Source organism: Pseudomonas sp. DF11 (assembly GCF_058148565.1).
This window is the reverse complement of record NZ_JBYVYN010000006.1, coordinates 19,625-39,149: the sequence shown is the minus strand read 5'-3', so window position 1 is coordinate 39,149 and position 19,525 is coordinate 19,625. Positions and strand designations below refer to the sequence as shown.

The window sequence follows — 19,525 nt, the reverse complement described above, 5'->3', positions numbered from 1 at the left end:
TTAACGTGTGGCCGGAACGATCTTGACGATGGCGCCGGACACGGTTTCGATCAGCAGGTACTTGTCGTCGATCTGCACCCACTGCTGCTCTTTTGTCGGCTGCTCAAGTTTTTTCTGTTTCCAGTCTTTCATGGCCCGGTCCGCGCGCTGGTAGTCCGCCGGTACCCGGTCGTTCTCCACCAGCCGGCGGCCATTGCTCGGCGAATGCTCCAGGGCGTCTCCGGTTTTCTCGACCGCCTGCGCAACAGGCCCAAGGGCTCCGAGGCCGGCGATCAGGACCAGACTGGCGATCAGGGTTGGTTTGCGCATAGAAAAAAACTCCAGTTATTCGAGGGACTGAAGCTGGGACTTCGCGGGTGGCGAATCATTCCCTTTACTGTAGCGACTGACGGCTGAGAGCCTCCCTCGCCATGGCTCATGCATGGCATAGTGACCGGCCCAGAACGATAACACCCGCCGGACGGACCCATCATGAGCACCACTGCCTCCTCCCCTGCCCTCAAGGAAATCTTCAACAGTGCCCGCCTGGAGCACATCGCCGGCGAAATGCTCGCGGTGTATCCGGCATTCGACGCCAAGGCGTTCTTGCACATGACCAACGACGGGCTGGCCCCATTGTCGGTAATGCAGCGCATGGCACGGGTCAGTGAATGCCTGCATGCGGTGCTCCCCCTGGGTTATGAAGCGTCGCTGGAGGTGCTGCGTGCCCTGGCGCCGCGCCTCAACAGCATGTTTGTCAGCATGTTCCTGCCGCACTATGTGGCATCTTACGGCCGGCACACCTTCGACCTGTCCATGGACGCGCTCAAGTACTTCACCCAGTTCAGCTCGTCGGAATTCGCCGTGCGGCACTTCCTGCGTGACGACCTGGCGCGCACCCTCAAGGTCATGCACGACTGGGCACTGGACGGCAACGAGCACGTCCGTCGCCTGGCCAGCGAAGGCAGCCGACCGCGCTTGCCGTGGTCATTCCACCTGGAACCGATCCAGGCCAACCCCGACCTCGCCGCCGGGATCCTCGACGCGCTCAAGGCCGACGACAGCCTCTATGTGCGCAAGTCCGTGGCCAACCACCTCAACGACGTGACCAAGCAGCATCCGGACTGGGTGCTGGAGCGGATCGAAAGCTGGCCCCTGCAAGAGCGCCACACCGCCTGGATCGCCCGGCATGCCCTGCGCAGCCTGATCAAACAAGGCCATCCCCGGGCGCTGGCCATCATCGGGGTCGGCGGCAAGGCCCAGGTCGAAATCCTTGACCTGAAGGTGACGCCGGCGGTCATTCGCTTGGGAGAACAAATCACCCTGTCCTTCACCGTGCAATCAACCCTCGACCAGAGCCAGCGCCTGGTGATCGACTACGCCGTCGACTACGTGAAAGCCTCGGGCGGCACCTCGGCCAAAGTCTTCAAGCTCAAGACCTTCGACCTGCCCGCCCGCGGTTGCGTCAACCTCAGTCGCTCCCAACACATTCGCGAGCTGACCACCCGCAAGCATTACGCGGGCCGGCATGCCGTGCACCTGTTGGTCAACGGCGAGCGACTGGGTAGCACGGCGTTCGATATCGTCCCCTGAGGCTGCCTCAGACCACTGCTACGCGTTTGGCCTGGCGTATCTCCCGCAGGAAACGCTCGGCCGGCAGCGGATGACCGAGCAGATAGCCCTGTAGCGAATCGCAGCCCAACTGGGTCAGGAAGTCTTGCTGCACATCGGTTTCCACCCCTTCGGCGACGATCCGCAGGCCCAGGGCCCGGCCGAGGGCGACAATGGCCGAGACGATGGCTGCATCATCGCTGTCATGTTCCAGGTCACGCACGAAACCGCGATCGATCTTCAACTCGTTGGCCGGCAGGCGCTTGAGGTACATCAGGCTCGAATAGCCGGTGCCGAAATCGTCGATGGACAGGTCCACCCCCATGTCCGAGAGCTGTTGCAGCACCGTCATGCTCGCGTCCGCATCACTCATGGCGGTGGTTTCGGTGATTTCCAGGGTCAGGCTGTTGGCCGGCAGCTGATGCGTCTCCAACGCCTTGGCCACGCTCTGCACCAGGCCTGTATGGCAGAACTGCAAGGCCGAGAGATTCACCGCGATACGCCAGTCGGTATAACCGAGCACGTACCATTCGCGCATCTGCCGACAGGCTTCGTTCAGTACCCATTCGCCGATCGGGATGATCAAACCGGTCTTTTCCGCCAGGTCGATGAACGTGTCGGGCATCAACAGACCCTGGGTCGGGTGGGTCCAGCGCAACAGGGCCTCGGCCCCCACCGGACGGCCATTGGCCGCATCGAACTTGGGCTGGTAATGCAGGCTGAATTGCCGCTGTTCGACGGCCGTGCGCAGGTCTTGCAGCAGTTGCAATTGCTTGCGGGCATTGCTGTTCATCGAGGCGTCGAAAAAGCTGTAGCCGTTTTTGCCGGCGCCCTTGGCGTGATACATCGCCGCATCGGCATTCATCAGCAGTTCTTCGGCGCTCCGGCCGTTGCCCGGGTAAAGGGCGATGCCGACGCTGGCGGATATCTGCAAGTCATGGTCAGCCACCCGGAACGTGCGTCCGATCAAGCCGACCTGACGTGCCGCCAACCGCAGGGCATCGTCGGGCTCGGCCAGTTGCACCAGCAGCACGAACTCATCACCGCCGATTCGTGCCAGGGTGTCCTGGCTGCGCAGGTCTTCGCGCAGGCGCAGGGCTACGTCCCGCAGCAACAAATCGCCCATGTGGTGACCAAAGGCATCGTTGACCGGCTTGAAACCATCGAGGTCGATGAACATCAGGGCGAAGCAACCGCCCTGCTCTTGCACAAGGTGCATGGCCTGGTCGATACGATCGGCCAGCAATACACGGTTGGGCAGTCCGGTAAGGGGGTCGTGCAGGGCCAACTGGGTCAGTTCCCGGTTGGCCTGGGTCAGGGACTGGGCCAGCTCTGCGGTCCGGGCTTCCAGGCGCGCGTCGAGAATCGAGGTCAGCAAGGCAATGGCCAACACCGCCAGGGTGGTGATCAACACCAGATTGTCCAGGCCCTTGCCGCTCAAGCCGTCCAAAGAGCCACAAAAGCTGCCCTCGCTGAACTGCGCCCCGGCCATGCCGGTGTAGTGCATGCCAACGATGGCAACACCCATGACCACCGCGGCGCCCGCGCGAGCCAAACGCACGTGAGGGGTGTTCTGGCGCAGGCGAAAGGCAATCCACAGCGCCGCCGCAGAAGCGCCGACCGCAATCACCAACGAAGCCCCGAACAGCGTCGGGTCATAATCGATGCCCGGCTGCATCCGCAGCGCAGCCATGCCGGTGTAGTGCATGGCGCTGATCCCGGCGCCCATGATCAGCGCGCCAAACGCCAACTGCCAGGCCGGCAACTGCGGTTGGCTGACCAGCCACAGGGCAAAACCGCTGGAAAGAATGGCGATCAACAATGACAGCGCGGTGATCGATACATCGTAGCCAAGCTCCACCGGCAAGCTGAACGCCAGCATGCCGATGAAGTGCATGGACCAGATGCCCACCCCCATCGCCAACGCGCCCCCGGTCATCCACAAATGCGCCGCGCGCCCCTGGGCGGTCGCGATACGCCCGGCCAGGTCCAGCGCGGTGTAGGAAGCCAGCACGGCAACAAACAAGGAAATCGAAACCAGGGCGGGGGAATAACTGCCGATGAGCATGGTTTTTTCTCGTAACTGGAGAACCGGACTGCGTCCATGCCCGGTTGGAGGCCGGCGATTGTACTTAATCGTGACAGGGACGCACGAACCAAATGTCAAAAAGCCATCAAAGCTGAATATTTTCGACGAAAGACACTACTCCCAACAGGGTGAAAAATTTTGAAGCCATCAATCATTCGTTCACCGCAAATCCTGTGCCCGCCCAGATATCCCTGTGGGAGCGAGCCTGCTCGCGATAGTGGTGGGTCAGCTTGCATCAGTGTTGAATGTGTCGCCGCCATCGCGAGCAGGCTCGCTCCCACAATGGATCTTCAGTGAACACAAATCCTGTGCCCGGCCCAAATCCCCCTGTGGGAGCTTTCTCCCGATGGCGGCGGGTCAGTCTGCACACCTGGCCAAGGTCGTTCAGCTACTATCGAAGAACCACTTCAAGGAGGATTCATTCATGGGCGTTCCAACCACCCGGGCGTTGACCACTGCGTTGGTAGTGATCGATGTACAGAACGATTTCATTCCTGGCGGCCAACTGGCTGTGCCGGGAGGCGATGAGATCGTGCCGTTGATCAACGAGCTCGGCCATTCATTCAGGCACGTCGTCCTTGCACAGGACTGGCATCCGGCCGGGCACGCCTCATTTGCCTCCAGCCATCCGGGCAAGCAACCTTTCGACATCATCCAACTGCCCTATGGCGAGCAGAAACTCTGGCCCGACCACTGCATACAGGGCAGCCATGGCGCCGCGCTGCACCCGGCACTCAGGCTTGACCATGCCAAGCTGATCATTCGCAAGGGTTGCAACCCGGACATCGACAGCTATTCAGCCTTCATGGAAGCGGACCACCTGACCCCCACCGGTTTGACGGGCTACCTCAAGGAACGCGGTATCGACACCGTGTACCTGGTGGGGCTGGCCCTGGATTTTTGCGTTATGTTCTCGGCGCTCGATGCCCGGCTGGCCGGGTTCAACGCGTTCGTGGTGCTGGACGCCTGCCGGGGCATTGATATGGATGGCTCGATGGCGGCGGCGATCCGGCGGATGCAGGAAGCGGGCGTGCAATTGATCGAGTCCAGCGCGATAGACCATCGTGCCTTCGCCTGATGGCTCATACTAGAGGCCTTTTTTCCGGACAGTGAGTCTCCATGCCCTTCCTCGCCCGCACCCACCCACGTCTTTCCAGCGCCACGGTCCTTGGCCTGGCGGTGGGCCTGCTGGTTCCCGTGGATTCGATCATCAGCAAAATCCTGATCGGTTGGAACGCCGGGGTCTGGACCTACCTGGTGCTGATGTCTTGGCTGACCGTGCGGGCCAAGGCTCCGGACGTCAAGCGCATCGCCGAGATCGAAGACGAAAACGCCGGGCTGGTCCTGCTGGTGGTCTGCATTGCGGCGTTGGCCAGCCTGGCGACCATCACCTTGGAACTGGCGGGCAGCCGCGACCTGCAAACCGGCGGCAAGCTGCTGCACTACGGCTTCACGGCAATGACCGTGATCGGTTCCTGGTTGCTGATCGGGGTGATCTTCAGCGTGCACTATGCGCGGTTGTATTACACCTGGGAGGGCAAGGAGCCGGCCCTGCGATTCGCCGAGGGGCTGACCACGCCCAACTATTGGGATTTCCTGTACTTCTCGTTCACCATCGGGGTCGCGGTGCAGACGTCCGACGTGGGGGTTGCCACGCGGCAGTTGCGCAAGATCGTGCTGGCGCAATCGTTGATCGGGTTTGTGTTCAATACGGCGATCCTGGGGTTTTCGATCAATATTGCGGCGGGGTTGTTTGGCTGATAGTCATTGGGGTCGCTTCGCGCCCCAGCGGGAGCAAGCGCCCTCGCCACAGGGGATCGTGTCGGGGCTCAAGACAGCGTGGGCAGCCACAGCCTGAAGCGTGCCCCGGCCAGCGGCGAGGCTTCGACCGTCAGGGTGCCGCCCTGGGCTTCCAGGGCGCGGCGGCTGATGGCCAGGCCCAGGCCAAAACCGCCCGTGGCGCGGTCGCGGCTGCGGTCCAGGCGGTAGAACGGCTCGAATACGCGCTCGCGTTCGCTGTCCGGAATTCCGATGCCATCGTCGTCCACCCAGATCTCACACCCGCGATCACTGACCAGCACGCCGACCTGGATCCGCTTTTCGCAATAACGCATGGCATTGCGCAACAGGTTCTGTAGCGCCCGTGCAGTCAGGCGCGGGTCCAGCACGAAACGCTCCAGCGTGCCGTGCAACTGCACATCGATCACCACGTCCGGTGCCACCAGGTCCTCGTCGACACTGCCCAGGATGCTGTCGATGAATTCGTCCAACGGCACTTCGACCCGCTCGGGCAAACGCTCGGGGTTCTGCAAACGGCTGTAGGACAGCAACTCCAGCACCAACTCATCCAACTCACGGATGTGTGCCACCAACCCTTGCAGGCGTTCACGACTGGCCGGTGGCAGGTCATCGGACAGGGCCAGGGCCAGGCCGAAGTCGAGCCGCGTCAGGGGCGTGCGCAGTTCGTGGGACACCGCATTGAGCAGATCGCGCTGCTGGTTGAGCAGGTTCTCGATGTCGCCGGCCATCGTATCGAACACATGGGCCAGGCTGCCGATGTTCGAGCTGGAGGCGATGTGCGTGCGTTCGCCCAGATGCCCCTTGCCAAAGCGCTCCGCGGTACTTCTGAGGCGCTCCAGATCGCGCCAGTGCGGTCGTAGCCAAAGCAACAGGCAGGCGAGCATCGTCGCGCCGATCAGAACGTTGATGCTCCAGTACAGCCAACTGACGTCTGCCGGGTCCGGAGGCACGATCATCTTGACCGCCGTGTGCTCGTCCAACGGCGCGGCCGTCAGGGTGCGCCAGGCCCATTCACCCAGGCGCACCACGTTTTCACCGCGTTTGAGACGGGCCTGTTCGTCGGGGCTGAAATCCTTATCCTCGACAGCCGTCAGCTCGATGCGCAACGGCTCGAACTCCTTGTCCATCTGCGCCGCCAGCGCCGGCCACTGTTCGCTGGGCACGGCGCGGAATTGCTTGACCATCAAGGTTTGCAAGCCACGGGAATGATCGAGGTTGTAAGTCAAAAAGCGCTCATGGAACAGGCGAATCACCAACTCCGGCATCAAGTAGATCGCCGCGCTGTAGGACACGATGGTGACCAGGTACAGGCGAATCAGCAGTTTCCACATTGCTCAGTATTCCCACTCGGAACGACTGAACAGATAGCCCTTGCCCCATACCGTCTTGATCTTGCGCGCTTCACCGGCGTTATCGTCGAACTTGCGCCGCAGCTTGGAAATCGCCACGTCCACCGAGCGGTCGGTGCCGTTGAATTCGATGCCCCGCAGGCGTTGCAGGATCTGGTCGCGGCTCAGCACTTCGCCGGAATGCCGGGCCAGCACCACCAGCAGGTTGTATTCGCCACTGGACAACTCCACCGGTTGTCCGCGCCAGGTCACGGTGCGCTCGGACAAGTCGATGCACAGGTTACCCATGAGGATGCGGTCGTTGGCCGTCTGCGGTTCGCTGAGGCTGCTGCGACGCAATAAAGTTCGCACCCGCGCCAGCAGCACCCGCGGCTCGCAAGGCTTGGTGACGTAGTCGTCGGCGCCCATTTCCAGGCCCAGGACCTGGTCGTGGCTGTCGTCCCGGGCGGTGAGCATCAGGATCGGCAAGGTCGCCGAGTCGGCCCGCAGCAAGCGGCAGACCTGCAAGCCGTCCAACCCCGGCAGCATCAGGTCGAGGATCACCAGGTCCGGCGGATCGACCCGGGCCCGCTCGCGCACATGGTCGCCACGGCTGAGCACGCTGACCTGATAGCCGTTGCGTTCCAGGTAACTGGCGATCAGTTCGGAGAGTGCGGTGTCGTCTTCGACCAGGAGGATGTTGGGCATGGGTGTTTCCAGAAAAGTGCTGTGGCGCCGGATAAATCGCTATCGCGAGCAGGCCCCCGTGGGAGCGAGCCTGCTCGCGATGAGGCCCTGCCAGGCGCAGAAAATCTCAAGCTGCCAAGGATATACGCCCTCGCCCATCCACGAGCAAAACCCTTACACAATTTCACACAGCCTCTACAAAACTTTACCGCTGGGCCCGCAGCAAATCCTCCGCACACGAGGCGATCCGCTGGCACGCATCCGCCAGCTTCACCTGATCGACCACCAACCCGATCCGAATATGCCCCGCCGCACTGGGCCCGAACGCCTCGCCGGCCAGTACCGACACGCCATACCCGTCCAGCAGCCGCTCGGCAAAAGCCTGGGCATCGAGACCGGTCTGGCGCACGTCGACCATCACGAACATGCCACCATCGGGCCGCACGGGCTTGAGACCCGGGCAGTCATCGAGCATGGCGCACACCAGATCCCGACGCTGGCGATATTCCTCATGCATCTGCGCCACTTCAGGCAAGTCTCGCTCCAGCGCCACCTGGGCGGCCCGCTGCACGAAGTCCGGCAAACCGAACAGCATGCACAAGGACAGGTTTGCCAGATGGTCGGCAAGGGACTCAGGACCAATGACCCACCCGATGCGCCAACCCGTCATGGCATGGGACTTGGACAGGCTGTTGATCGTCGCGGTGCGCTCGGCCATGCCCGGCAGGCTGGCCGGGCTGATGTGTTCGCCTTCATAGACCAGGTCGCTGTAGACCTCGTCACTGATCAGCCACAGGTCACGTTCGATGCACAACTGTGCCAGTGCTCGCCAGGTGGGCAACGACAGGCTGGCGCCGGAAGGATTGTTGGGGCTGTTGAGCAACATGGCCCGGGTACGCGGGGTAATCAGGCGAGCGACATCAGCCGGCTCGACCCGGAAACCGTTCTCCGGGCGTACCGCCACCGGCACCACTTTCGCCCCGCAGGCGCCGAATACCGCTTCGTAGGTGACATACATCGGTTCGGCGACAATCACTTCATCACCGGGATCGAGCAGGCATTGCGCGACCGCATACGCCCCGCACTGAGCCCCTGGCAGCACAATGACCTGTTCGGCTCCCACCGGCTGGCCACAGCGCAGGCGATGACGCCGGGCGATGCTGGCCCGCAAGGTGTGCAGGCCACGGATGTCCGAGTAATGGGTGTCCCCGGCCCGCAGGCTGGCCACGGCGGCGTCGACAATGGCACGCGGCGTGTCAAAGTCCGGGTCGCCCACTGACAGCAACAACACATCCATGCCCCGCTCGCGCATGGCCAGCGCCCGGTCGTGAATCTGCCAGGCGGCGGCACCATCGCCGGTGATGCGTTGGGTCAAGGCTGAAAAGCGCATGTACGTCTCCTGATTGCGCGATGTCCAGCCTCAACCCTATCTCAAATCACAAACCGCGCCACCATCGCATTCAACCCCACCGCCAGGCGCGACAGTTCGTGGGTCGCGTCGCTGGTCTGTTTCGCGCCGCTGGCCGACTGGGTGGCCAGGTCGCGGATGTTGATCAGGTTGCGGTCCACTTCACGGGAAACCTGGGCCTGTTCTTCCGAGGCGCTGGCGATGACCAGGTTGCGTTCGTTGATCTGGTTGATCGATTGAGTGATCTGCTCCAGCGCCACGCCGGCGGCCCGGGCCATTTCCAGGGTGCTTTGGGTGCGCTGGTTGCTTTGCTGCATCGACTGCACGGCTTGGCCGGTGCCGTTCTGGATGCCGGCGACCATTTTTTCGATTTCCTGGGTCGATTGCGCGGTGCGATGGGCCAGGGCCCGCACTTCGTCGGCCACCACCGCGAAACCGCGCCCGGCTTCCCCGGCACGGGCCGCTTCGATGGCGGCGTTGAGGGCCAGCAGGTTGGTCTGTTCGGCGATAGCGCGGATCACGTCCAGCACCTTGCCGATGTCGCGGCCCTGGACCGCCAGGCCTTCGATCATCGAGGCGGTGGCCTGCACGTCGTGGGTCATGGTCTGGATCGCGTCGACGGTTTCCACTACCCGTGAACGGCCTTCCTGGGCGGCTTGGGTCGATTGGTTCGAGGCCTCGGAGGTGGACACCGCGTTACGGGCAACCTCCTCGACAGCGGCGGTCATTTCGTTGACGGCGGTAGCGGCCTGTTCGATTTCGTTGTGCTGCTGTTGCAGGCCACGGGAGGATTCCTGGGTGACCGCGCTCAACTCTTCGGCCGCGGCCCCCAGTTGGCTGGCGGAGCCGGCAATCTGCTCGATGGTCTGGCGCAGGCTGCCTTGCATGGCGGCCAGGGCCTGGAGCAAGCGGGCGGGCTCATCCTTGCCATCGTCGACGATGACCTGTACCAGGTTGCCGCCGGCGATGGTCCGGGCCGCCTCCAGTGCACGATTGAGCGGGGTTACGATGCTGCGAGTCAACAACAATGCCAGCACGATAGTGGCCAACGCAGCGATGATCGAGACGATGATGATACCGGTGATGGCGCTCTTGTAGTTCTCACCCGCCTCGGCCGATGCTTCGCCAGCGCCTGCCACGTTTATCGCGATGAGCTTGTTGAGCTGCTCACCCATCAGGTCGGTGCCTTCCTTGATGCGCGTATTGATGTGGGTGCGCAACTGGTCGACCTTGTCCTGGCGCGACAGCTCCAGCATTTCCTGCTGGGCTTGCAGGTATTTTTCCAGGGTGGCCGAAAAGGCCTTGTACAGCTCGGTCTCTTCCGGAGTGGCTGGCAGGGCGGCGTAACTGTTATTGGCCTTGTGCAGTTTCTCCACCAGCACATTGATGCGGGTCTCGGCCTCTTTCAGGCTGGCCGGATCCCGGTTGACCAAAATCCGAAACGAGAGAATTCGCATACGCAGAACGCTTTCCATGACGTTGCCCAGGTACCCGACACTGGGCACTTGGTTCTGCTCCATGTTCAACGAAGCCTGGCGGATGATTGACATGCGATTGGCGGCGAACACGCCGAGGGCGATCACCAGCAAAGCTATGAAGGCGAAGCCTAAAAAGGCTCGGGGGGCGATATTCAGACTGCGTAGAGACATGGGGAGACCTCGCGACGTTGGAGTCGAGCATCCATGCCATCAGCGCACCGGTTGAAATAATTATGGATGCGCCTGACTCGTTATCGGCCGGGCTTTAGGCTTTTAACAGGGGGGACTGCAAAAATATTTCGCGAGACTTTTGTGGCGAGGGCGCCTGCTCCTCGCCACGGGATCGTGTTACCGGGCGGCCACCCGCCACAGCCGGGCGATGTCCCGGGCGCGCTCGCTCAGCAAGCGCGGGGCGTCGATACAGGCTTGCTGCAAGGTCATCGGCCCGTTGGCCAGGGCAAAGGCGGCGTCGATGCCATGGTCGTACAGTGCCTGGTAGCCCTCCCCCAGTGTGCCGGCGATGACCAGCACCGGTACGCCCTGCTGGCGGGCGATGCGGGCCACGCCAAAGGGGGTCTTGCCGCGCAGGGTCTGGGCGTCGAAGCGGCCTTCGCCAGTGATCACCAGGTCGGCGCCACTGATCGCATCGGCCAGCCCGGTCAGTTGGGCGACGACTTCCACGCCGGTACGAAACTGCGCCCCCAGGAACGCCTTGGCCGCGAACCCCAGGCCACCGGCGGCGCCGCTGCCCGGTTCGTCGCGTACATCCCGCCCCAACACCTGGGCGCAATGGTCGGCGAAATGTCCCAGGGCCCGATCCAGCTCCTGCACCTGCTCGGCGCGGGCGCCCTTCTGCGGCCCGAAGATCGCGGAAGCGCCGTGGGGCCCGCACAGTGGGTTATCGACGTCGGCGGCGATCTCGAAACTGACCTGGGCCAGGCGCGGATCGAGATTGCCCAGGTCGATGCGCGACAGGTTCGCCAGGGCCAAGCCACCGGGTCCCAGGGGTTGGCCATGCTCATCGAGCAACGCCACGCCCAAGGCCTGCATCGCTCCAGCACCGCCATCGTTGGTGGCACTGCCGCCGATTGCCAGGATCACCCGCCCGGCCCCTTCGTCCAGTGCGGCACGGATCAGCTCGCCGGTGCCGCAGGTGCTGCTGGAACAGGCATCGCGCTGCTCCGGCGGCACGAGTTGCAGGCCACTGGCCTCGGCCATCTCGATGATCGCGGTGCGGCTGTCGGCCAACCAGCCCCAACGCGCTTCGACAGGAGCGCCCAGGGGGCCGTGGACTCGGGTGCGGCGCCACTCACCGTTGCAGGCGGCCAGCACCGACTCCACCGTCCCCTCGCCGCCGTCGGCCATCGGGCACTTGATCAACTGCGCATCCGGCCAGACCTCGGCCAGCCCCCGGGCGATGGCATCGGCGACACCTTGGGCGCTGAGACTGTCCTTGAACGAGTCGGGGGCGATGATTATTTTCATATTATTCTCCGGTTCCGATGCACAGCATGCTGCCAGTTGACCGCAACCATGACGCCGGTCCGCCGCACAAAAGACACCGGGCATTATTGTTCAATTTCACAAACATTGGTTTGGCCGGGAGATTCAGGTTGAGGCGGTTGGCCTCATCGCGAGCAAGCTCGCTCCCACATGCGCCTGTCATGAACTCAGTATCTGCATACAACAGAGACCAACTGTGGGAGCGGGCTTGCTCGCGAAGGCGTCAGGTCAGTCGATGATGAGTTGGCTGACACACCGCTTTCGCGAGCAAGCCCGCTCCCACAGTTTTATATCGGTGTGCTCTCGGTCTGCGGCAACAACTGCACCCCCAGGTACAACGCCAGCATCCCATCCAGCCGCAACGGATCCACACCGCTCAGTTCAGCGATGCGCTCCATGCGGTAGCGCAGGCTGTTGCGGTGGATGCCCAGGGCTTCGGCACAGGCCTGGCTCTGGCCGTAGTGTTCGCACCAACTGCGCAGGGTGGCGAGCAACTGGCCGTTGCTGTCCTTGGCGATGACCTTGCGCAACGGGGTCAGCAATTCGTCGAGGGCATCGTCGCTGCGATGGCGCCAGAGCAGCACCGGCAGGCGGTAACGGCTGAGGCTCAGCAAGCGCGATTGCGGCAGCACATCGCGTCCGTAGGCCAGCAAGTCCGCCACCCGTCGATAGCAACGCCGCAGGCCCGCCAAGCCCTCGGCCTGGCCGCCCACTGCGATCCGCAGGATGTTCCAGCCCAGCCCATCGAGCTTGCCCAGTAGCCGCTCGTTCTCCACCGAGGCGGTGACCGGCCGGCACCAGAGCAAGGAAGATTTGGACGAGGTCAGGCACCAACTGTCCGGGTAGCGCGACATCAGCCAGGCACTCAACGTCTCGACGGTCTGGCCAGGCCCATGTTCCAGGCCCAGTTCGAACAGATACGGCACCCGCGACAATTGTGGCTTGAGGCCCATTTGCCGGGCTTCGTCCAACAAGCGCGGCGAATCCCCGGCATCCCCCAGCAGCAACGCCAGCAAGTCATCGCAGCGCTGGCGGCGCCATTGCTGCTCGGCCTGTTGGTTGCGCTGGCCCACCAGCATTTCGGCGGTCATGCGCACCAGCTCGGCGTAGGTGCGCAGTTGCGCTGGCTCGCCGGTGATGCCGAGGACGCCGATCAGGCGTTGATCAAGCATCAGCGGCAGGTTGATTCCCGGCTGCACGCCCTTGAGGTGCATCGCGGTGTGCTCGTCGATTTCCACCACCCGACCGTTGGCCAGGACCAGTTGCGCGCCCTCGTGCCGGGTATTGATCCGCTCGCGCTCACCGCTGCCGAGGATCAGGCCCTGGTTGTCCATGACATTGACGTTATACGGTAGGATCGCCATCGCCCGGTCGACGATGTCCTGCGCCAGGTCGTGATCGAGTTCGAACATGGGCGGTGTTCCTTGCAAGCGGCGTGGATTGTTGTTTTAGGCGTGGGTTTGGTCAGGCGCACAGGGTTTGAATGCAGACCCTGTGCTCTGGCACAAAGACACGGGGCCTTGGGCTGGCCGAGACTCAAGGGGCGGTCAACGTTACCCCCTTGGCTCGCGAAAATCATAATAAAGAGAGACCCGCCATGTCCCAGAGCGCAATAGCCCTCCTGGCTACCCCCGACGAAAAAAATACCGTCTACAAGCGCATCACCCTGCGCTTGATCCCCTTCATCTTCATCTGCTACCTGTTCAACTACCTCGACCGGGTCAACGTTGGCTTCGCCAAGTTGCAGATGCTCGATGCCCTGAAATTCAGCGAAACGGTGTACGGCCTCGGTGCCGGGATTTTTTTCATCGGCTACGTACTGTGCGGCGTGCCGAGCAACCTGGCCCTGACCCGATTCGGCCCACGGCGCTGGATCGCGCTGATGATGATCACCTGGGGCAGCCTGTCGACTTGCCTGCTGTTCGTCACCACGCCAACCGAGTTCTATACCTTGCGGTTGTTTACCGGTGCCGCTGAAGCCGGGTTCTTTCCCGGCGTGGTGCTGTACCTCTCGCAATGGTTCCCGACGTTCCGACGTGGCCGGATCATGGCGTTGTTCATGTCGGCCATTCCAGTGTCGGGCCTGCTGGGCAGCCCGTTTTCCGGGTGGATCCTCAACCACTTCGCGGCGGGCCAGGGCGGCCTGGCGGGTTGGCAGTGGATGTTCCTGCTGCAAGGCATTCCGACGGTGATCCTCGGCGCGCTGGCGTTCTTCCTGCTCAGCGACACCTTCGCCAACGCCAAATGGCTGACCGACCAGGAACGCGCCGTGCTCACCGCCGACCACGCCGAAGACCTGGCCAACAAGCCAAAGACCGCCACCGACTCGCTGCTGGCGGTGTTCAAGAACCCGGCGATCTGGGCCTTTGGCCTGGTGTACTTCTGCATCCAGAGTGGCGTGTACGCGATCAACTTCTGGCTGCCGTCGATCATCAAGAACCTGGGCTTCAGCGATAACCTGGTGATCGGCTGGCTGAGTGCGATCCCTTATCTGCTGGCGGCGGTGTTCATGTTGCTGGTGGGCCGCTCAGCGGACTTGCACAAGGAACGCCGCTGGCACCTGGTGGTGCCAATGCTGATGGGCGCGGCGGGGCTGCTGATCGCCGTCAACTTCGCCACCACCCCGGCGATCGCCATCATTGGCCTATCCATCGCCACCATGGGTGCCCTCACCGGCCTGCCGATGTTCTGGCCGGTGCCCACCGCCCTGCTCAGCGCCGGTGCCGCCGCCGGTGGGCTGGCCTTGATCAACTCCATGGGCCAGATGGCCGGGTTCCTGAGCCCGTACCTGGTGGGCTGGGTCAAGGACGCCACCGGCTCGACCGACGCGGCGTTGTACCTGCTGGCCGGGGTGATTGTCTGCGGTAGCCTGTTGGCGTTGCGCATGACCCGTACCCTGCGGGCCTGACACCCCTGTGCCCCCTGTGGGAGCGAGCCTGCTCGCGATGGCGGTGTATCAGTCGATATAAATGTTGGCTGACCTGACGCTATCGCGAGCAGGCTCGCTCCCACAGTGGATTTTGGTGGGGTTGAGAAAACGGTTGGATCCACGCGACGGTTCTGGTATTTGATTGAGCCTTTCCCCATGGATAAAAGGATCTTGTCATGAGCTACCGCACGCTAGGCCATTCCGGGTTGCAAGTCTCGACGTTGACCCTGGGCACCATGATGTTCGGCGAACAGACCAGCACCGAGGATTCGCTGCGGATCATCGACAAGGCCTGGGACCAGGGCATCAATTTCATCGACACCGCGGACGTCTACACCAACGGCCGCTCCGAAGAGATCGTCGGCGAAGCGATCGCCAGTCGCCGCCAGGAATGGGTGCTGGCCACCAAGGTCGGCTTCGGCCCGGCGGACGGCGTGCCCAACCGCAGCGGCCTGAGCCGCAAGCACATTTTCAATGGCATCGAAGCCAGCCTGACGCGCCTGGGCACCGATTACCTGGACATCTATTACCTGCACCGCGAAGACCACAACACGCCGCTGCATGTCACGGTGTCGGCCATTGGCGACTTGATTCGCCAGGGCAAGATCCGCTACTGGGGCCTGTCGAACTACCGTGGCTGGCGCATCGCCGAGGTGATCCGGATCGCGGACAGCCTGGGCATCGACCGACCGGTGATCAGCCAACCGCTGTACAACATCGTCAACCGCCAGGCGGAAACCGAGCAGATCACCGCCGCGCAGAACTACGGCCTCGGCGTGGTGCCGTTCAGCCCCCTCGCCCGCGGCGTGCTCAGCGGCAAGTACGCCCCGGATGTGCCACCGGACGCCAACAGCCGCGCCGGACGCCAGGACAAACGCATCCTGGAAACCGAGTGGCGGGTCGAATCCCTGCGCATTGCCCAGCAGATCCTGCAATACACCCAGGGCCGGGGTGTGGGCATCGTCGAGTTCGCCATCGCCTGGGTGCTGAACAACAGCGCCGTGACCTCGGCCATCGTCGGGCCGCGTACTGAGGAGCAGTGGGATTCGTACACCAAGGCACAGGCAGTGAAGATCAGCGCGGAAGACGAAGCCTTCATCGATTCGCTGGTGACGCCGGGGCATGCTTCGACGCCGGGGTTCAATGATGTGAGCCATTTCGTGCCGGGGCGAGTGCCTGTAGGAGCAAGGCTTGCCCGCGATGAACGATAACGCGGTTCACCTGTTGAATCGCGGCGTGGCTATCGCGGGCAAGCCTTGCTCCCACAGGTTTTGCTACCGCAGGCCTGGCTCCCACATGACTCGCTCCCACAACCAACACCCTGCCACAGGTAGGGTGTTGGTTGATCGCCCCCAAGAGAATCACTGTGTCCAAAGGCATCGCTCTATCGGTCTCGGCCTCTGCGCTGTTCGCCGTCATGTACTACTACACCTCGCTGCTCTCCCCCCTTACCGGCGTGGAAATCTTCGGCTGGCGCATGCTGCTGACGATGCCGTGCATGACTGTGTTCATGCTGGTGGCACGGGAGTGGAACCTGGTCACGGCGCTTATCCAACGCCTGATCGCCACGCCCCGACTACTGATCGCGGCGATAGCCTCTTCGGCACTGATGGGCGCGCAACTGTGGCTGTTCATGTGGGCGCCGCTCAATGGCTACAGCCTGGACGTGTCGCTGGGGTATTTCCTGTTGCCGCTGTCGATGGTTCTGACCGGCCGCATCGTCTATGGCGAACGCCTGTCCTACTTGCAGAAAGTCGCCGTGTTCTTCGCCACCCTTGGCGTGTTCAACGAGTTGTACCAGGTGGGTGGTTTTTCCTGGGCGACCTTGCTGGTGGTGATCGGCTACCCGATCTATTTCATCCTGCGCAAACGCATCAAGACCGACAACCTGGGCGGGCTCTGGCTGGACATGACGCTGATGCTGCCCGTGGCGCTATGGTTCGTGCAAAGCGGCGAACAGGGCCTCGACGTTTTCGATCAGTACCCGTGGCTGTCACTGCTGATCCCGCTGCTCGGGGTGATCAGCGCCAGCGCGCTGGTGTCCTACATCGTCGCCAGCCGGCTACTGCCGTTCAGCCTGTTCGGATTGTTGAGTTATGTCGAGCCGGTGTTGCTGCTGGGCGTTGCGCTGCTATTGGGCGAAAGCATCAAGGCCGGTGAATGGCTGACCTACATCCCCATCTGGATGGCCGTGGCGGTGCTGGTGTTCGAAGGGTTCAAGCACCTGGTGCGGCAGCAGCGCCGGAATTAAGGTCACCACTTAACCCTGTGGGAGCGAGCCTGCTCGCGATGGCGGTGGCACATGCCCCATTGATGTACCAGCCAGATCGCAATCGCGAGCAGGCTCGCTCCCACATTTTGATCTGCGTATGGCAACAAAAAAGCCCGCCCGGCGATGACGTCAGGCGGGCTTTTTCATGGATCAGGCTTTACTCGGTCGCCAGCACACCACGACGGACCTGGTCACGCTCGATGGACTCGAACAGCGCCTTGAAGTTGCCCTCGCCGAAACCATCGTCGCCCTTGCGCTGGATGAATTCGAAGAACACCGGCCCCATCAGGGTTTCCGAGAAGATCTGCAGCAGCAGGCGCTTGTCGCCCTGCTCGGAAGCACCATCCAGCAGAATGCCCCGCGATTGCAGTTCCGCCACGGGCTCTCCGTGGTTAGGCAGGCGGCCTTCGAGCATTTCGTAGTAGGTGTCCGGCGGCGCGGTCATGAAGCGCATGCCGATGCTTTTCAGCTTGTCCCAGGTCTTGATCAGGTCATCGGTGAGGAAGGCCACGTGCTGGATGCCTTCGCCGTTGAACTGCATCAGGAACTCTTCGATCTGCCCGGCACCCTTGGACGATTCTTCGTTCAACGGGATGCGGATCATGCCATCCGGGGCGGTCATGGCCTTGGAGGTCAGGCCGGTATATTCGCCCTTGATGTCGAAGTAGCGGATCTCGCGGAAGTTGAACAGTTTCTCGTAGAAGCCGGCCCAGTAGGCCATGCGCCCGCGATAGACGTTGTGGGTCAGGTGGTCGATGATTTTCAGGCCCGCGCCCACCGGGTTGCGGTCAACGCCCTCGAGGAAGACGAAGTCGATGTCATAGATCGAGCTGCCTTCGCCAAAACGGTCGATCAGGTACAGAGGCGCGCCGCCAATGCCCTTGATGGCCGGCAGGTTCAGCTCCATCGGGCCGGTCTCGATGTGGATCGGCTGGGCGCCGAGTTCCAGGGCGCGCTTGTAGGCCTGTTGCGAATCCTTGACCCGGAACGCCATGCCGCACACCGATGGGCCGTGCTCGGCCGCGAAGTACGACGCCACGCTGTGGGGCTCGTTGTTGAGGATCAGGTTGATCGCGCCCTGGCGATACAGGTGCACGTCCTTGGAACGGTGCGTGGCCACTTTGGTGAAGCCCATGATCTCGAAGATCGGCTCCAGGGTGTTGGGTGTGGGGGATGCGAATTCAATGAATTCGAAGCCCATCAGGCCCATGGGGTTTTCGTATAGATCTGCCATGTCGGCGCCTCATCATGCTGGTCAATTAACAGAAAAAGTTAGTTGCAGGCGATGCAGGGGACACGGGGCGGCGCGCAGGAAATGCCACGAACGCTGCGGGCGAGGAAATCGCCATAGATCAGTTGAAACCCAAGTATCTTCATTGTCGACCCAAGGCTCTTGCGGGCGAGGCTTCTGCTGCCAGAAGACGTTATTCTTATATGCGTAACCCGATTCTACACAGCGTAACCAGGTTTGTCCGCCTTCTGTATCAAATCGCCTTTTTCTTCGACCACGCAAGGGGTTTGTTGCACAGGAAAATGCCCATCAGGATCACGCCCCCGCCGACACACATCAAGGCCGTGAGCCGTTCGTCGAGCAGCAGCGCCCCCAGCAACACCGCCGTCAGCGGGTTGAGCGCGATGAATACACCGGACCGGGTCGCACCGATACGGCGAATACCGTCGTACCAGGCGATATAAGCCAGGGCCGAACCCAGCACGCCGAGGTACAACAGGCTCAGCCATTGCTCCATGTCCAGCGCACGCAAGGCTTCGAGGCGGATCTCCCCCGCCGTTGCGCAGGCCAGCCACAACATCAACGTGCCCAGCAGAATCGACCAGGTCACGGTCTGCAAGGGGCCGAGGCTTTCATTCAGGTTCCTGGAAAACAGCGAATAGATGCCCCAGCCCAGCACGCAGCCAAAAATCAGCAGATCACCGATCCAGCCCTGTACTGCGCCTTGCAACAAGGCCGGATCACGACTGACGATCACCAGTCCCGCTCCACCGATGCACAGCGCGATGCCCAGCACTTTCAAGGAGCTCAGCCGCTCCTTGAACAGCCACCAGGACGCCAGCCCGATCACCGCCGGGTTCAGGGCCACGATCAGCGAGGCCCGCGACGCATTGATGTACTGCAAGCCATAGAAGAAGCACAGGTTATAGAAAAAGATCCCGAAGAACCCCAGGGCGGCCAATTGCAATCCCTGCTTCACACTGGGCCTGACCAGCGGGATCCCGGCTAGGGCGAGGAACGACAACAGCGCGATACTGGCCAGCAGGAAACGCAGGCTGGCGGCAAACATCGGCGCCAAGGCATCGGAAAGGATCCGGCCGGCCACGAAGGTCCCGCCCCAGATCATGGTGACCATGGCGAGCTTCAGGTAGACCGGCAGGTTCGACGGGGTCGGGATGCTTTGTTCGAGGGTTTTCATGGTTTCACCACG

Annotated in this window: 16 protein-coding genes and 1 pseudogene; 6 read left to right on the top strand and 11 right to left on the bottom strand. The window is 62.5% G+C overall.

All coding sequences use genetic code 11. The features are described from left to right. The gene (locus tag AC30D9_RS18380) at positions 1-309 is read right to left on the bottom strand and encodes an RcnB family protein (protein WP_109755169.1); all 309 of its coding nucleotides are present in this window, start codon (positions 307-309) and stop codon (positions 1-3) included. A 162-nt stretch (positions 310-471) separates the two neighbouring features. Here AC30D9_RS18380 and AC30D9_RS18375 point away from each other — a divergent pair, with 162 nt between their 5' ends. Next, complete coding sequence (locus AC30D9_RS18375; protein ID WP_490144535.1) at positions 472-1,572, top strand: DNA alkylation repair protein; 1,101 nt, start codon at positions 472-474, stop codon at positions 1,570-1,572. 7 nt (positions 1,573-1,579) lie between these two features. On the opposite strand, the gene AC30D9_RS18370 is transcribed toward AC30D9_RS18375, so the two are convergent. Further along, positions 1,580-3,658: a putative bifunctional diguanylate cyclase/phosphodiesterase gene (locus AC30D9_RS18370; RefSeq protein ID WP_490144534.1), complete on the bottom strand. Its 2,079-nt coding sequence runs from the start codon at positions 3,656-3,658 to the stop codon at positions 1,580-1,582. Positions 3,659-4,103: 445 nt separating this feature from the next. Here AC30D9_RS18370 and pncA point away from each other — a divergent pair, with 445 nt between their 5' ends. Together pncA and AC30D9_RS18360 are read left to right on the top strand one after the other, a co-directional pair. Then, positions 4,104-4,757, top strand: coding sequence for a bifunctional nicotinamidase/pyrazinamidase (gene pncA / locus AC30D9_RS18365; protein WP_134923881.1), 654 nt, complete (start codon positions 4,104-4,106; stop codon positions 4,755-4,757). Between the two features lie 41 nt (positions 4,758-4,798). After that, positions 4,799-5,440 carry a DUF1345 domain-containing protein gene (locus tag AC30D9_RS18360; RefSeq protein ID WP_307571073.1) on the top strand — a complete coding sequence of 214 codons (642 nt, stop codon included), beginning with the start codon at positions 4,799-4,801 and terminating at the stop codon, positions 5,438-5,440. A gap of 68 nt (positions 5,441-5,508) precedes the next feature. On the opposite strand, the gene AC30D9_RS18355 is transcribed toward AC30D9_RS18360, so the two are convergent. The 7 genes and pseudogenes from AC30D9_RS18355 to AC30D9_RS18325 all read right to left on the bottom strand — a co-directional run bounded on the left by AC30D9_RS18355 (position 5,509) and on the right by AC30D9_RS18325 (position 13,295). After that, positions 5,509-6,810: an ATP-binding protein gene (locus tag AC30D9_RS18355; protein ID WP_490144533.1), complete on the bottom strand. Its 1,302-nt coding sequence runs from the start codon at positions 6,808-6,810 to the stop codon at positions 5,509-5,511. Positions 6,811-6,813: 3 nt separating this feature from the next. Then, entirely contained in the window at positions 6,814-7,515 is a 702-nt protein-coding gene (locus AC30D9_RS18350; protein WP_134923879.1) for a response regulator, read from the bottom strand. A gap of 184 nt (positions 7,516-7,699) precedes the next feature. Then, complete coding sequence (locus AC30D9_RS18345; RefSeq protein ID WP_490144532.1) at positions 7,700-8,884, bottom strand: pyridoxal phosphate-dependent aminotransferase; 1,185 nt, start codon at positions 8,882-8,884, stop codon at positions 7,700-7,702. Positions 8,885-8,925: 41 nt separating this feature from the next. Further along, a complete protein-coding gene (locus tag AC30D9_RS18340; protein WP_373459150.1) occupies positions 8,926-9,789 on the bottom strand; it encodes a methyl-accepting chemotaxis protein in 864 nt (287 codons plus the stop codon). Beyond that, positions 9,781-10,551 (bottom strand): annotated as a pseudogene (locus AC30D9_RS18335) (MCP four helix bundle domain-containing protein); the annotation flags it as partial. The pseudogene AC30D9_RS18335 and the gene AC30D9_RS18340, both read right to left, overlap by 9 nt. A gap of 177 nt (positions 10,552-10,728) precedes the next feature. After that, positions 10,729-11,865 carry a glycerate kinase gene (locus AC30D9_RS18330; RefSeq protein ID WP_307571078.1) on the bottom strand — a complete coding sequence of 379 codons (1,137 nt, stop codon included), beginning with the start codon at positions 11,863-11,865 and terminating at the stop codon, positions 10,729-10,731. Positions 11,866-12,170: 305 nt separating this feature from the next. Continuing rightward, entirely contained in the window at positions 12,171-13,295 is a 1,125-nt protein-coding gene (locus tag AC30D9_RS18325) for a sugar diacid recognition domain-containing protein (protein WP_490144531.1), read from the bottom strand. Positions 13,296-13,480: 185 nt separating this feature from the next. Here AC30D9_RS18325 and AC30D9_RS18320 point away from each other — a divergent pair, with 185 nt between their 5' ends. The 3 genes from AC30D9_RS18320 (at position 13,481) to rarD (ending at position 17,063) form a co-directional block, all read left to right on the top strand. Further along, positions 13,481-14,791 (top strand): MFS transporter, encoded by a 1,311-nt coding sequence (locus AC30D9_RS18320; protein WP_307571079.1) that lies wholly within the window; start codon positions 13,481-13,483, stop codon positions 14,789-14,791. A 197-nt stretch (positions 14,792-14,988) separates the two neighbouring features. Further along, entirely contained in the window at positions 14,989-16,023 is a 1,035-nt protein-coding gene (locus tag AC30D9_RS18315; RefSeq protein WP_490144530.1) for an aldo/keto reductase, read from the top strand. Positions 16,024-16,178: 155 nt separating this feature from the next. Then, on the top strand, positions 16,179-17,063 hold the full coding sequence (gene rarD / locus AC30D9_RS18310) for an EamA family transporter RarD (RefSeq protein ID WP_490144529.1): 885 nt from the start codon (positions 16,179-16,181) through the stop codon (positions 17,061-17,063). 178 nt (positions 17,064-17,241) lie between these two features. Here rarD and hppD read toward each other — a convergent pair whose 3' ends face one another. Both hppD and AC30D9_RS18300 read right to left on the bottom strand, forming a co-directional pair. After that, positions 17,242-18,318, bottom strand: a complete 1,077-nt coding sequence (gene hppD / locus AC30D9_RS18305) for a 4-hydroxyphenylpyruvate dioxygenase (protein WP_109755185.1) — start codon at positions 18,316-18,318, stop codon at positions 17,242-17,244. A 250-nt stretch (positions 18,319-18,568) separates the two neighbouring features. Beyond that, positions 18,569-19,513 carry a DMT family transporter gene (locus tag AC30D9_RS18300; protein ID WP_490144528.1) on the bottom strand — a complete coding sequence of 315 codons (945 nt, stop codon included), beginning with the start codon at positions 19,511-19,513 and terminating at the stop codon, positions 18,569-18,571. Positions 19,514-19,525 lie beyond the last annotated feature (12 nt).

Bases quoted from the DNA above. Each gene is read 5' to 3' on its own strand.
- AC30D9_RS18380 (WP_109755169.1), bottom strand. From the start codon at position 309: ATGCGCAAACCAACCCTGATCGCCAGTCTGGTCCTGATCGCCGGCCTC.
- AC30D9_RS18375 (WP_490144535.1), top strand. From the start codon at position 472: ATGAGCACCACTGCCTCCTCCCCTGCCCTCAAGGAAATCTTCAACAGT.
- AC30D9_RS18370 (WP_490144534.1), bottom strand. From the start codon at position 3,658: ATGCTCATCGGCAGTTATTCCCCCGCCCTGGTTTCGATTTCCTTGTTT.
- pncA (WP_134923881.1), top strand. From the start codon at position 4,104: ATGGGCGTTCCAACCACCCGGGCGTTGACCACTGCGTTGGTAGTGATC.
- AC30D9_RS18360 (WP_307571073.1), top strand. From the start codon at position 4,799: ATGCCCTTCCTCGCCCGCACCCACCCACGTCTTTCCAGCGCCACGGTC.
- AC30D9_RS18355 (WP_490144533.1), bottom strand. From the start codon at position 6,810: ATGTGGAAACTGCTGATTCGCCTGTACCTGGTCACCATCGTGTCCTAC.
- AC30D9_RS18350 (WP_134923879.1), bottom strand. From the start codon at position 7,515: ATGCCCAACATCCTCCTGGTCGAAGACGACACCGCACTCTCCGAACTG.
- AC30D9_RS18345 (WP_490144532.1), bottom strand. From the start codon at position 8,884: ATGCGCTTTTCAGCCTTGACCCAACGCATCACCGGCGATGGTGCCGCC.
- AC30D9_RS18340 (WP_373459150.1), bottom strand. From the start codon at position 9,789: ATGCAAGGCAGCCTGCGCCAGACCATCGAGCAGATTGCCGGCTCCGCC.
- AC30D9_RS18330 (WP_307571078.1), bottom strand. From the start codon at position 11,865: ATGAAAATAATCATCGCCCCCGACTCGTTCAAGGACAGTCTCAGCGCC.
- AC30D9_RS18325 (WP_490144531.1), bottom strand. From the start codon at position 13,295: ATGTTCGAACTCGATCACGACCTGGCGCAGGACATCGTCGACCGGGCG.
- AC30D9_RS18320 (WP_307571079.1), top strand. From the start codon at position 13,481: ATGTCCCAGAGCGCAATAGCCCTCCTGGCTACCCCCGACGAAAAAAAT.
- AC30D9_RS18315 (WP_490144530.1), top strand. From the start codon at position 14,989: ATGAGCTACCGCACGCTAGGCCATTCCGGGTTGCAAGTCTCGACGTTG.
- hppD (WP_109755185.1), bottom strand. From the start codon at position 18,318: ATGGCAGATCTATACGAAAACCCCATGGGCCTGATGGGCTTCGAATTC.
- AC30D9_RS18300 (WP_490144528.1), bottom strand. From the start codon at position 19,513: ATGAAAACCCTCGAACAAAGCATCCCGACCCCGTCGAACCTGCCGGTC.